Here is a 12507-nt window from a genome sequence, read left to right on the forward strand (position 1 = left end):
GCTTTCGCTAAACTTGCTTTTCTTCATGTGACAGTTAAAATTTAAAATTAATAAATTCGAATTTTATACTGTCCTATTTTTAGGGAAGGCTACAATAACACTAAAGAACAACAAATAATATCTTTAGGGTTCTGACTTGGTTTTGAGTGTACAAATAGGTGTGCAAAACGAAATAAAATTTTATAAATAATTGTAAAACAGTGCTTTGGGCATAGGTGGTTAAGTCTGCCACCCCGACTAAGAAAATCCGATCACGAAAGTGATCGGATTTTTTGTTTTCCGACGCGTAGTGCCACTGGGCACTTAAGCGTCGGAAAACAAAAAATACGTACAGGCGCCAGCCTGTGTCGGATTATTTTGAGCACCGAACCCTAAAAAGGATCACCGAGCACAGCGAGGTAATCCTGTAAGGTGTAGACCTAATTTCAGTGCGCAGCACCACTGGGCACTTAAGCGTAGGAAAACAAAAAAGACGTACAGGCGCGAGCCTGTGCCGGATTGTCTTGAGCAACGATTCATAAGCAGGATCACCGAACGCAGTGAGGTAACCCTAGCTCGAACCAACTAGTATTTATAGTTGGCACGTCTAGGCACTTAAGCGTAGGAAAACAAAAAAGACGTACAGGCGCGAGCCTGTGTCGGATTATTTTGAGCACCGAAACCCTAACAGGTTCACCGAGCACAGCGAGGTAATCCTGTAAGGTGTAGACCTAATTTCAGTGCACACCACCACTGGGCACTTAAGCTTAGGAAAACAAAAAATACTTACAGGCGCCAGCCTGTATCGGAAAATAACGGTCAGACCACATCAAACTATGTTAGCGGTAATGCTATGAACCATTTAGAGATTGACTCCCAGGTTGTAAGGTGAATATTAAAAACAATTATACTGTGAACAATAATGTATAAACCCAAGATTAACGGAAAAACCCATCTCCCTTTTTTTTGTTTTCGCTCTTTTATGATTAGTATGATTATTAAGGAATATAGTATAAACATTGCTACTGCATAAGCTTCAGGCAGTGGTATAATGGCATAGTTAATGAACCTTACCAGTGCAGGTTCTATAAATACAATTCCGGTCGCAATCATTGCCCGTGCATGAATTTCCATGTTTTTCCTATAAGTAATTGCTATTAAATATGCGGTACCTAGAATTATTAAGTCCTTAAATGGTACAAATAATGCCATATCCAAATTTTCGTTATTTAATTTATTCCTGCTATGCATTAATAGCAGGATCGATATAAACATAAGTGGAAATAATATATAAGAACCCTTACCGATCCATTTATGAATCGTCAATTTCCTTCTCCTAATTAGTATTGGTTGTAGGATTAGTGTCAGCATCCAAAGAGACATCAATATGGTGTGGAAATGAAAATAAAAAGTAAAGTCGCCCGTGCCATTAAAAAATTCAGAAAAATATGAAGGCCAAAAACCGAGGATGACCAATGCTATGAGTCCTATAAAATAGTAACCAGATTTATCAAAGCGAGTAATTGATTTTGTTGATTTCATTGCTGTAGACTTTTTTATGCTATGGGAATCCGTAGAAAGATTTTGGTGAATAATGGATGTATTCTTTATAAAATAAATTACTGTTGCTCGAAAGCTATATTTTAAGATAGATTATATCTGTATTATACACTGTGAGCCAAAGTTGCGGATAATTTGGATTTTTTAGGAAATTGTATTTCCTATAAACAGTGCCCTACATTTTTCTATTGAAATATACCTAGGTGAATTCTGATTTTTGGTCCCTTTAAAAAAACATATTCAAGTAAGTAAGGTGCCGTCATATTTTGCCTATTTCTTACATATAGATACTTTTATGATCAATATCCAGTTCATCAACTACGAGATTCTGAAGGGTTTTAAGTTCTCTAGAATCACGGATATGTTGTTCTTGATTGTATTCCATTTCCGCCAAAACCTCAAAGACAAAATTCACTTCTCCATGTTCGTTCCAATCTTTTTGCAAACTTTTATTTCTGTGTTTGCCCCATTTTAATTCCATTTTGTGCCTATTCCATTTGGATACCATATCGATACTGTTATCGATCATAACCCTGTTGTTGATGTTGTTTCTAATTTGAAAAACGCCCATCGGCTTCTTAATTTGCCTATATTCTTCCCTGAGTTCTTTTTTGGTTTTCATGCCAACTATTTCAATTGTATTATTGGTTTTGCAAATCCGCACAAAAGAATTTTACCAAATTCACTATATGTAGATTCTATTTTTCCTTTTCCTTTATTTCACATCCGTGCGGTAAACTTTTAAGCTGATTTTCTATGGACTCCCCATCGATTAATGCCCAATGTTCAATAATTTTTCCTTCTTTAATCTTAAAATATCTAAAGCCGGATATGCTCAATTCCTTGCCAGTTGCCTCTATACCTCTCCAGGTTCCGATATGTTTTAGGTTCATTATAATTCTTACAACGCTCTTATGACCTTCCGTTATTTGGTCTTCTATTACGGTATTATGTTTAAAGGCCATATCCGTGGCCAAAATCCATTTTTTAAGTCCTTCCTTGTTTGCTACCATGGAGGAAGGCAAAGAATAATCTTTAAACTCGGGATGTATGAACTTATCCAATTCATCAAAATGTTTATGATTCCATATTTGCTCAATAAAGCTTGTTGCTATATTCGAATTTTCCATTTGTTTTTATATCATTTATAATAATTGAATCAATTTTCCGTAAAGTTTTTTGCAAAACACAAAAAAGAAAGTATCGGAATAAATACTTGCAAGGTTTAATTTCATATTCGTTCCTTGACGATTATTTGGGGTTATAAAGTTTCACCACTTAAAATCAATTGATATGCTTGTTCATAACCTGAGGCAGTCGAGTCTTCATCGTGACTAATTTGGGCAAGTCTATCTATTGATCCAATAATGCTTTTTTCAACTTGCAATAAAGATAATTCTGTATTTGTCCCATCAAATAGGTTACTTAATTCACCATTCAAATGATGTCCATTGGTAGCTAAAAAGGATCGATAATCGGAAATGACCTCGCTAATGATGGATTTTAATTTTTTGTGTTCTTTTTGTACTTCGGAAAGTTCAATTGTTGCTCTATTTTTATGTTTCAAAGCATAGTCTTTTTTTAACTGTTTTACTTTTTCAGGGTCAGGATATTTTCCCCAGTAATCTGTTACTATAAGGGGGATTTTTTTATACAGTTGATCATAGCTTTCATTCAATTCCGCGTGATTTCCAGAACTGCTCTTTGCTTGGTGGATTCGTGTACTGCATGTTTCATTGGCCTCGTATAATCTGGACGTGGTCTTGCTAACAAAAGTGTTAATATCCTGGGTGTTATTATTGATCTTGGTGTCTTTTAATCGGTTTATATGGGCCTCATGGGAATCGTCCAAATCACCTGCAACTATTTTTTTGTTGATAATATCTTCTTTTCCCTGAGTTGTCATGATATTGTATTTGACCGCCATTTGCTTTGCATATTCGGGATCATTCATCATCCGTTGCAGGTCCGCTTCCGTAAAGGGGCTCAAATTGGAAGAGGACATATTGGATGCCATTGCTTTTTTAGCGGCAACCTCACGTTCCCCATCGCTCATTTTCATAACCCTATCCATGCCTCCCATGCGTTGGATCATTTCATTTTGGTTGGCTTGATTTTTATATCCATCCCCACCATTCTTACTGTTATATGCGTGGACTTTTGAAGCGTAATGGGACTCAATCTGGTTTGCATATAATTCCATTTGCTTAATAAAGGCATCATATTGCAATTTAAGTTTGGAATCACCTTCGCAGTGGATACTTTTATTGCATACATATTGAAATGCGGCTTCTGGACTGGTTTGTAATACTGGTACTGCATTCAATAGCGCATAATAATCTGCATTTCCAAGTACCGATGAGGTGGATTTTTGGGAAAATACATGACCTGTTGATAATAAAATTAGCGTTAATAATGTTGTTTTCATTTGTTGTTTTTTATTGTTATTGATGATATTAATTGACAAATCCAAAAGCAAGGGCCATAAAACCAAATGCACCAAAAACAGTATGGATCAGTATAGCAATGGTGGTATTCTGTCTTAATTGGGCAACAGCGGGCAAAATGAAGAAGATGGGAAAGGACACAAGGATTAAATCGAGCCCCATGGGTAGATGCCATAAAGTCCAGAATATACCTTGAACAAACCATGCCCATTTTCCCAGTTGCAATTCCTGTCTCGGTAGTATGTATCCTCTCCAAAGAAATTCTTCACCCAAAATATTGAAGAAGAAAAATAACGTCCAAACATAAAGAATCCAAATGTTATGACTCACAAGGGGCATATTTCTAAAAAAAAATGGCATTGCATCAATCCCCATCTTTGGCATTATTATTTTGGCTGTCAAATAAGAGGAGGTGCATAGTATAATAAAGGTAATAATGGTATATACCCAGTCTTTTTTAGATAATTTATTGATTCTCATTCTAAAAAAAATAGCTTTAATTTTATTGGAAGTACTTTCGTTTTTAGATAAGAAAATTGACATAATAAACATTGGAATTAACGCAATTCCACCAACGCTAATGAAATAGATGACCTCAATGGGCAATAGACTATTGGTTTCAAATAGGGGGATTATCAATTGGCAGGCTATATAATTCAAAAGGGTTGGTAAGCCACAGAAAAAAATATAATCCTTCCACTGTAGAGGGTTTACAACTTTCATTAATTACTTATATTTTCAAAGTCAACTTCTTCTATTTTTTTTATTTGATTTTTTCCCAATGCGTCTGGCATACATCGCAATAGGGTATTTCGTATTGCTATGAGATTATGCGCTTCCAATTGTGCCAATTTGCCAATTTGTCTTGACTTATCGATAATCCATTTTGTTCTTTTGAGCCTATGTTTTTCGAACCTTAAAAAAGCATGTTCATAATTTGAAATCTCGGACATACTTTTTGCAATTATTACCGCATCTTCTATAGCTTGGCGTGCCCCTTGCCCCATATTGGGTGTTGTAGCATGGGCAGCGTCCCCAATCAGTACGATACGTCCAAAAGCAAAATGGTTCAATGGTATTATATCACATATATCATTCTGAATTAAGTTGGCATTAATGGATGCCTTTAGAATTTTAGGTATGTGCCAATGGTATTTTTTAAATCGATTGTAGATATCCACAACTTGATAGGACTTAAAATGAGGCTCCTCAGCGGCTGCATTGACGCAGGCAAACCAATACAGGTAATTATCTGCAAGGGGCACTATACCGAACCTACCATTTGCGCCCCAAGTTTCTGATGCTTCGTTTACTAGCAGCTGGGGATTTTTAATGATTGCTCTCCAACAGGTATATCCCGAATATCTGATTTTGGCGTCAGGGACCAGCTGTTGCCTTATAACGGAGTGTATGCCGTCTGCAACAATAACATAGTTGGAAAGATATGTGCTTCCATCTTCAAATTTTAGTTTAACAGCAAAATCCGTACTCTCAAAAGATTCTATTCGTTTGCCCAAGTGAATTGTTGACGGATCAAGTTTTGATAATAATAACTGATGTAGGGTGGCCCTATGTATTGAAAAAGTTCTACTGCCTAATTCCTTATCGAAATTTGTTTTTGAGATTATTTTTCCAAATGGATCATAAATGGAAAAAGAGGGCAAAAGTTTACCTTGACCTAAAACCTCTTCATATATGCCAAGTGCCTTAAAAGCCTTCATGGCATTTAGTCCCAACCCTAATCCTGCCCCTACAGGCTCTATTTTATTGGTTGCTTCAAAAATTTGAGTCTTAATTCCGATTCTGTTGAGTGCTATAGCGGTGGTAAGTCCGGCTATACCTGCTCCTATAATTGTTACTGTTTGATGTTCCATAGTGAATGCAAATTTGGGTTACTTCCGTAAAACATATCTTTACATATGTTAAAAAACACCTCCCTTACTGCGAACTGTTTTATTGTTGAAGTCGTAGACAATTAAGGGTGAACTTAAAAATTACCGAAAGACTTGCTGAATATTATGCGGTATAAAGGCATTCTACAAAAAAGTAGCTATCCATAAATAAATTGTGTAGCTGCTGTTTATATGGTTGGAAGCTAGAGAATGGCAACATTGGTATAGTAATCGCCGTGAAATAGGAAGAAGGAGCACCAAGTTCAAAAAATGATCGGTTGTGGAATAAGTACCGTATGGAATTCCGGTTAAGTGGGATATATCATTTTTATAAGCACTATTGAATACCGGCCCTAATTCTACTAATACTAACCTGGGTAGTGCCTAGGTAGGAAGCTATGTAATGAAGAGGGCATCTGTTCATAATCCCGGGGTATTTTTTTTCCATGATTTCATAACGCTCTTTCATACTGTAGAATCGAAGGCTTGCTATACGTTGTTGTTCTTCCAGTAAGGCCAATCCCATGAGTTTTCTCGCATTATGTTCCAAAGCATGGTACTTTGCACATAGTTTTTCAAAATCAGCTGACAAAAAATGAAATATTTCTGAATCCTCAATTAATTGGATGCCTTTATCACTCGGAAGCCCGGTCAATAAACTTGGAACTGCCCCAATAAATTGGCCGTCTATTGCAAAATAATCTGTTACATCTTTATCATCATGAAAGTAAAATGCACGTGCCAATCCGCGTTGAACAAAAAACATGGATTTGGCATACTTACCAATTTCCAATAAAGCTGTATTTTTTGGAATTAGGTCATATGAAATGATTTTTTCAAAATCCTCAATAACATCATTTTTTAATGGTGAAAGCGAGTGAAACAAACTGATTATTGGATTGGGATTCATAGGGCAATGATTTAGGTTTAGCATTTAAAATGTATTATTTGCAAAAACTGTTTCAAATTATTTGTTATTAGTAATACTCTACTGATAATTGTTACATTCCCTGGAATAGAATGTTGAAGTTTGTTAAGGATGCCGCACGTTTCTAGATTGTAATATTACCTTTAATTTTACTTGTGTTCTAAAGGAAGCCCAAAGGAGGAAGTCCATCTATATTTTATAAGTGAGGGCTCTGCAAAGTGTATTAGCTTGGTTTTGGGGGTAGGGGGGGGTACAGTATGGTCCTGTTTCTGCCCTTTATTTACCGATTATAATACCATACTCTGCTGGTATGACCACTCCAGAAAATCCATTTGTAAACCCATAGAATATTACCAAAATAGTTATTAATCCCATAATTAAAATAAGGTAAGATTGTTTCCTTGGTTCAACTCCGAGTATATTCCATTTCATTTTTTTGCTATGGATAGCCGAAACATGAAGGAAAAATGAAATCATGGCAAGACCATAATATGGTATGAAAAATATATTTACAGGGAATACATTTAGACCTGCTGCTCCAAAATAAAAGTTAGTATCCAAATTTAAAAATAGTCTCCCAAATAGTACGGCACTTGAATGTATCAATAAGAAAAATGCGAGGTAAAGCCCAGTCCAAATTTTCGATTTTTCAAAAAAGTCGGAGACCTTTTTTCGTTTTTTTAGGAAAAGTTTTACTCCTGAAAAAATTTGAACTACAATTGTGGCAAGTAGGATAGTTTCAGCGATGGGATTTCGATAAACCACCCTTAGATGATTCATCATTTCAATATGGGCATTTGCTCCGTAAAGACCAAATAAATGATTAAATAGATGCGTTCCCACGAAAATTGAAATTATAATTCCAGAATAATAATGTAGTTTTTTTATGTTCATATTATTGGGTTGTGGCAAACAACAGTCTATCGGAATAATTTTAGAATTATTATTACTGTTTTTTACTGTGAAAATAGCACAAGTAAAGTAGTAAAATGCAAATTTGTGACAATGCCAAAGCAAAGCATTTAACATAGGTTAAATTGTGTTGAATACTTATCTTTTAAATATGTTATCTAATTAGTTTTATTGGGGTTTTGTCATTTTGAAAAGAATAAAATCAGTCATTATTGGTTGAATTCCACTCATTCTGAATTCAGTGGCTATTTGTGCTCTATGATAATTTGAATGATTGATAATTTGGAACAAAATATCCAAAACACTGTTCTGGAAATATTTGCCGTTTGTAGTCTTCCAGTCAATCAACTGATCTAACTTGTATATGGACAGTATTTCTATGGATTGGTCAAAGTTTAACCTTTCGTACCCTTCCAAATCAGAGACTTCATGTATTGTCCATGCGTCAAACAATTCTGTATTGTTCAAATTAAATTTAGCATTCCAGATTTGATGGACATTTATAATATGGCTGATAAGCTTAATGGTTTTTGCGGAAATTTGGCTATGATTTTCGGTTATTGCCGAAATAATAGCATTATTTTGATGGTTGGTGTATTGAAATAGCTCCTGGACAAAGGGTTTCATTGGACAATAATTAAACATATAAACGATTTGATTTTCGAACCTATATTTTTTGTGTTTCCAAAACCTTATTTTAATCGTGATATTACTAAGGTGCTGACATCTCTTTTAAGGGATTCCTTCTTAATATTTGCAAATGGATAGAACTAAATTAGTAAAAGAAAATATAATAAAAGGTAATCTTCAGGATTTTGAGAGTACCCGGAAAACACAGAAATAATCAAGTCGGCTATCTGTGGTTTTGTTTGGCAGCAAAATTTATGGACTGAAGACTACAATTCTAAAATTCCCGAAGAAATTAATTAATAGGTAGCCTAACCATACTTTATAAAAACTTGTGATTGAAATATCTTTTCTTTTTACGGTGCTCTTAATTATGGAACACAATTTTTTTGATGGGTATAACTGAGTTTTTTTGTTTCCAATGTGCATTGTAACCGGGTACTTGTGCGGAGGACATCACAAAACAGGAATTATTAAATATGGGCAATTCGTACCATTCTTACGCCAACTATGGCCCGTGTTTTTATACCTTAGCACTTTTAAGCCCATGAATATTGGCTTTGGCAAATCAACAACGCTATTTTGTTACCTATTAAATGGAGTAAATCTTCCGGATTGGATTTTAAAAAGGCGGTACTTTTTATGGTCATCAGCACCTTTTCATTTGCCTTGATGAATGTTTCCGTAAAATATTTGGCCCGTATCCCAACATTCCAAATTGTATTTTTTAGATGTTTTGGTTCGTTCGTATTGGCTACCACTTTTATTTTGGTCAAAGGGATTCCAATATTTGGTAACAAACGAAGATTAATGTTGTTAAGGGCTGGGCTCGGCTTAACGGCTATGAGTCTGTTCTTTCTTTCTCTAAAATACTTAAATGTAGGTACAGCAGTTTCATTACGCTATATAGCCCCTATTTTTGCCGCTATTTTTGCGGTTTTCCTGTTAAGGGAAAAGTTGAAAAATATTCAGTGGGTTTTCTTTCTTACGGCCTTTGCAGGGGTATTGGTTTTAAAAGGATTTGACGGCAACATTAATACCACAGGACTAACTTTAATTTTAACTGCTTCTGTTTTTAGTGGAATGGTCTACGTGGTTATTAGAAAAATTGGAGTTTCAGATCATCCTGCAGTTGTAGTAAATTATTTTATGTTTGTAGGAACCGTTATAGGCGGACTTTTGGCTATTGCCGTTTGGGTACGGCCCATGGGTTACGAATGGGTATTTTTAATCCTGTTGGGTGTCTTTGGTTTCATGGGGCAATTATATATGACCAAGGCATTTCAAATTGCAAAAACAAACCTTGTTGCCCCATTAAAATATATTGAAGTGATTTTTACAATTTCCATTGGTGTTTTATGGTTCAGTGAGGCGTATACTATTTATAGTTTCATAGGGCTATTTATGATCATTTCGGCTTTGGTGTTGAATACTTTGGTGAAGAAGGATTAAATATCCGCGTTTCGCAACCTTGATGATAGAAGTATATAGTTATACTTTCACTTACAAATGGGATTATCTAGCTTATGAGTCTTCTTTTTTAAATACATATCTAAAAATAGACTACAAATCGCAAATAAGTTTTAGCTTTGTTTTTGAAATGGGGTGCTTGCCATTAAGGGTGGGCTGAGATGATACCCAGGAGTTTTGGCTCCGAACCTGATCCGGATAATGCCGGCGTAGGGATTTTAGTTCGATGTTGCACCACTGCAAGTCGGTACTTTCTTCATCTTCCCATTTCATAAATAAAGTTAGGGAATCGATGGAGAATTTTTTTACACACCTTACATGGTTGCAGGCATTGGGAACAGTCCTTGGAGTAGCGCAAGTGCTTTTGGCAAGGAATAATAATATCCACAACTATTTATTTGGAATTGTTTCCATACTAATTGGCATTTGGGTACTATACCAAACTAAACTGTATGCGGATATTGTACTACATCTATACTATTTGTTCATGAGTATCTACGGTTGGCTTTATTGGAAGTATGGTAGGCAAAAAGAAGAAACCCCTATTACTTACTCGGAAAAAACAGAACAAATAAAGGCGGTTGGGATTGTGATTGCCTGTTTTGCTCTGATGGTCTATTGGTTAAGGTTTTATACCAATTCGGATGTCCCTATCTGGGATGCGGCTGTAAGTGCCTTTGCCTGGGCCGGAATGTGGCTCATGGCAAAAAGAAAGATGGAGAACTGGATCTACTTAAATATTAGTAATATTATTTCAATTCCCTTGCTCTTGTACAAAGAACTTTATATTTATGCGGGCTTGACCATTTTCTTGTTTATAGTGGGGACGTCGGGATATTTTAAATGGAGAAAATTAATTATAGATGACACAAGTGGACAACCTGCACAAGCTTAGAAGACTAAATTGGGGAGTTGATGTATTTCCACAAGATGTTTTGGATTGGATCAACAATGAAAACCTATGGAACATATGGGTTCCTAAAACTTATGGAGGTTTGGAACTATCCCTAACAGAGGGACTGTCCAGGCTTAGGGCATTGGCCAAGATTGATGCCAGCTTGGGATGGACCATCACCCTATGTAGCGGAGCCAATTATTTCATAGGTAACTTACAGCCGTCCAAGGCCCAGGAAATTTTTATGAAGGCAGGAGTCTCCCCTTGTTTGGGAGGAAGCGGAGGGGTTTTTGGTACGGCTGAAATGGTTGATGACCAATACAGAATTTCTGGAAAATGGCGCTATGCCACTGGCGCTCCCTACCTCACACATTTTACATTGAATGCGGAAATTTTGGAGAATGGTATCCAATTACGTAATGATGACGGGTCGCCAAGGGTACGGTCATTTGTGATTCCGAAAGATGCGGTGCAGATAATTGAAGACTGGAATACCATGGGCCTTCAAGCTACCGCCACCCATTCTTTTGCCGTTAAAGGTTATATGGCCCATAAGAGCTGTAGTTTCAGCTATAATGATCGCTATCTGCCTCACCCTATTTTTAAAATTCCCTTTGCTCTTTTTGCCGATTTAACACTTTGGATAAATTATATTGGTATAGCCGAACATTTATTGGAAGAAGCCCGTGCGGATATAGATAAAGGGAAGTTGAACGTTTTGGAAAATATTATTCTAGAGTCCGATCGTAAAATATTCCTATACGCCAGTGAAATTGAGAAAAGGATTATTGAAAAAAGAGATTTTGAGGAGGGTTATTTGGAAGGCATACACAATGTGGCTGTAATATCCGTGAAAGGAATTTCTAGGAATATAATAGAAATCTTCCCAAGTTTGGGTGTGAAGGCGAGTACAAAGGGCCATAAGTTAAACCAAATTTTCTGTGATTATTTTACGGCCACCCAACACCACATTTTTACAAAGTAGCTGAACTAGTTGTAACGAATATTCATGTTTCAAGGGTTTTGTGTGATTTTGAATATTATTTTAGAACTAATCCCATTAGTAATATAAATGTTTTGCCTAATTCTTTTGTAAAGCCACGAGTTCCTCCAAGGTTTCCTGAGCTTCTACATATTTTTTGTCGCTTTCAGACCGGTTGATGCTGGAAAGTGTGTGCCACTCCTTCATAAGTCCGTTGTATTTTTCTTGAAGCTTTTCTTCCTTGGATTTGTTTTTGAATATTCCGAACATGACTAATTTTTTAAGTGTTGAGTAATTTTAGAACTCATGGGATTGGTGTTGGAAAAAAAATAATCCACCAAACTACCTCTTTCGTCCACGAGATATTTTTGAAAATTCCATTTTACAGAAGAATTTTTAAGGCCATTTACAGCTTTGTTTGTAAGCCAACTGTATAAAGGATGTTGGTTTTTTCCTTTAACATCGATTTTTTCGGTTATTAGGAATTTTACCCCATAATTTACTTCACAAAATGTCTCAATTTCGGCAGCGGTGCCCGGTTCTTGGCCTCCAAATTGATTACAGGGCAATCCAATAACTACTAAATTGTTTTTATAAGAATCTTGTAGTTCCTGTAATTGCTTGTATTGGGGGGTAAAGCCACATTTTGAAGCCACATTTACAAATAGGATATGCGTGCCCTCAAAGTCTTTCAAATAAATGGGGCTGCCACTTAAGCTATTTATTTTGATATCATATATAGATTGCAAATCCATCTTTTCCTTGGGTTTGGAACTAGTGAATAAGGTTGCGGCAAATGTTTTGAGAGGATTCAT

General features: G+C 35.9%; 14 protein-coding genes and 1 riboswitch. Of the genes, 3 read left to right on the forward strand and 11 right to left on the reverse strand.

Annotation, left to right across the window (positions count from 1 at the left end):
* Positions 1-813 precede the first annotated feature (813 nt).
* From MWU82_RS14635 to MWU82_RS14675, 9 genes are all read right to left on the reverse strand, one after another.
* Positions 814-1521 carry a hypothetical protein gene (locus MWU82_RS14635; RefSeq protein WP_247096954.1) on the reverse strand — a complete coding sequence of 236 codons (708 nt, stop codon included), beginning with the start codon at positions 1519-1521 and terminating at the stop codon, positions 814-816.
* Positions 1522-1816: 295 nt separating this feature from the next.
* Positions 1817-2161, reverse strand: a complete 345-nt coding sequence (locus tag MWU82_RS14640) for a GIY-YIG nuclease family protein (protein WP_247096955.1) — start codon at positions 2159-2161, stop codon at positions 1817-1819.
* Between the two features lie 76 nt (positions 2162-2237).
* Complete coding sequence (locus MWU82_RS14645; RefSeq protein WP_247096956.1) at positions 2238-2669, reverse strand: ester cyclase; 432 nt, start codon at positions 2667-2669, stop codon at positions 2238-2240.
* Positions 2670-2800: 131 nt separating this feature from the next.
* Positions 2801-3967 (reverse strand): hypothetical protein, encoded by a 1167-nt coding sequence (locus MWU82_RS14650; protein WP_247096957.1) that lies wholly within the window; start codon positions 3965-3967, stop codon positions 2801-2803.
* 28 nt (positions 3968-3995) lie between these two features.
* A complete protein-coding gene (locus MWU82_RS14655) occupies positions 3996-4709 on the reverse strand; it encodes a CPBP family intramembrane glutamic endopeptidase (RefSeq protein WP_247096958.1) in 714 nt (237 codons plus the stop codon).
* Complete coding sequence (locus MWU82_RS14660; RefSeq protein ID WP_247096959.1) at positions 4709-5860, reverse strand: FAD-dependent monooxygenase; 1152 nt, start codon at positions 5858-5860, stop codon at positions 4709-4711. Before MWU82_RS14660 ends, MWU82_RS14655 begins: the two co-directional genes overlap by 1 nt.
* Positions 5861-6215: 355 nt before the next feature.
* Positions 6216-6788, reverse strand: coding sequence for a Crp/Fnr family transcriptional regulator (locus MWU82_RS14665; protein ID WP_247096960.1), 573 nt, complete (start codon positions 6786-6788; stop codon positions 6216-6218).
* 294 nt (positions 6789-7082) lie between these two features.
* Positions 7083-7700: a hypothetical protein gene (locus MWU82_RS14670; protein WP_247096961.1), complete on the reverse strand. Its 618-nt coding sequence runs from the start codon at positions 7698-7700 to the stop codon at positions 7083-7085.
* A 186-nt stretch (positions 7701-7886) separates the two neighbouring features.
* Positions 7887-8345 (reverse strand): DinB family protein, encoded by a 459-nt coding sequence (locus MWU82_RS14675; RefSeq protein WP_247096962.1) that lies wholly within the window; start codon positions 8343-8345, stop codon positions 7887-7889.
* A 582-nt stretch (positions 8346-8927) separates the two neighbouring features.
* Here MWU82_RS14675 and MWU82_RS14680 point away from each other — a divergent pair.
* The 3 genes from MWU82_RS14680 to MWU82_RS14690 all read left to right on the forward strand — a co-directional run bounded on the left by MWU82_RS14680 (position 8928) and on the right by MWU82_RS14690 (position 11695).
* Positions 8928-9797, forward strand: coding sequence for a DMT family transporter (locus MWU82_RS14680; protein WP_281502440.1), 870 nt, complete (start codon positions 8928-8930; stop codon positions 9795-9797).
* Positions 9798-9936: 139 nt separating this feature from the next.
* Positions 9937-10048, forward strand: a riboswitch (TPP riboswitch).
* 59 nt (positions 10049-10107) lie between these two features.
* A complete protein-coding gene (gene pnuC / locus MWU82_RS14685) occupies positions 10108-10710 on the forward strand; it encodes a nicotinamide riboside transporter PnuC (protein WP_247096963.1) in 603 nt (200 codons plus the stop codon).
* Positions 10679-11695 carry an acyl-CoA dehydrogenase gene (locus MWU82_RS14690; protein WP_247096964.1) on the forward strand — a complete coding sequence of 339 codons (1017 nt, stop codon included), beginning with the start codon at positions 10679-10681 and terminating at the stop codon, positions 11693-11695. Before pnuC ends, MWU82_RS14690 begins: the two co-directional genes overlap by 32 nt.
* Positions 11696-11791: 96 nt before the next feature.
* Here the strand turns inward: MWU82_RS14690 and MWU82_RS14695 are convergent, their stop codons facing one another.
* Positions 11792-11962, reverse strand: coding sequence for a Lacal_2735 family protein (locus MWU82_RS14695; protein WP_215946594.1), 171 nt, complete (start codon positions 11960-11962; stop codon positions 11792-11794).
* A 2-nt stretch (positions 11963-11964) separates the two neighbouring features.
* Positions 11965-12507, reverse strand: a complete 543-nt coding sequence (locus MWU82_RS14700) for a glutathione peroxidase (RefSeq protein WP_247096965.1) — start codon at positions 12505-12507, stop codon at positions 11965-11967.

The sequence above is a fragment of the Arenibacter sp. S6351L genome, from assembly GCF_023016025.1.
Classification (GTDB): Bacteria; Bacteroidota; Bacteroidia; order Flavobacteriales; family Flavobacteriaceae; genus Arenibacter; species Arenibacter algicola_B.

What these genes read in the sequence shown, in the direction of transcription:
- MWU82_RS14635 (WP_247096954.1), bottom strand. Translation starts at nt 1,521, where the DNA reads ATGAAATCAACAAAATCAATTACTCGCTTTGATAAATCTGGTTACTAT.
- MWU82_RS14640 (WP_247096955.1), bottom strand. Translation starts at nt 2,161, where the DNA reads ATGAAAACCAAAAAAGAACTCAGGGAAGAATATAGGCAAATTAAGAAG.
- MWU82_RS14645 (WP_247096956.1), bottom strand. Translation starts at nt 2,669, where the DNA reads ATGGAAAATTCGAATATAGCAACAAGCTTTATTGAGCAAATATGGAAT.
- MWU82_RS14650 (WP_247096957.1), bottom strand. Translation starts at nt 3,967, where the DNA reads ATGAAAACAACATTATTAACGCTAATTTTATTATCAACAGGTCATGTA.
- MWU82_RS14655 (WP_247096958.1), bottom strand. Translation starts at nt 4,709, where the DNA reads ATGAAAGTTGTAAACCCTCTACAGTGGAAGGATTATATTTTTTTCTGT.
- MWU82_RS14660 (WP_247096959.1), bottom strand. Translation starts at nt 5,860, where the DNA reads ATGGAACATCAAACAGTAACAATTATAGGAGCAGGTATAGCCGGACTT.
- MWU82_RS14665 (WP_247096960.1), bottom strand. Translation starts at nt 6,788, where the DNA reads ATGAATCCCAATCCAATAATCAGTTTGTTTCACTCGCTTTCACCATTA.
- MWU82_RS14670 (WP_247096961.1), bottom strand. Translation starts at nt 7,700, where the DNA reads ATGAACATAAAAAAACTACATTATTATTCTGGAATTATAATTTCAATT.
- MWU82_RS14675 (WP_247096962.1), bottom strand. Translation starts at nt 8,345, where the DNA reads ATGAAACCCTTTGTCCAGGAGCTATTTCAATACACCAACCATCAAAAT.
- pnuC (WP_247096963.1), top strand. Translation starts at nt 10,108, where the DNA reads ATGGAGAATTTTTTTACACACCTTACATGGTTGCAGGCATTGGGAACA.
- MWU82_RS14690 (WP_247096964.1), top strand. Translation starts at nt 10,679, where the DNA reads ATGACACAAGTGGACAACCTGCACAAGCTTAGAAGACTAAATTGGGGA.
- MWU82_RS14695 (WP_215946594.1), bottom strand. Translation starts at nt 11,962, where the DNA reads ATGTTCGGAATATTCAAAAACAAATCCAAGGAAGAAAAGCTTCAAGAA.
- MWU82_RS14700 (WP_247096965.1), bottom strand. Translation starts at nt 12,507, where the DNA reads ATGAATCCTCTCAAAACATTTGCCGCAACCTTATTCACTAGTTCCAAA.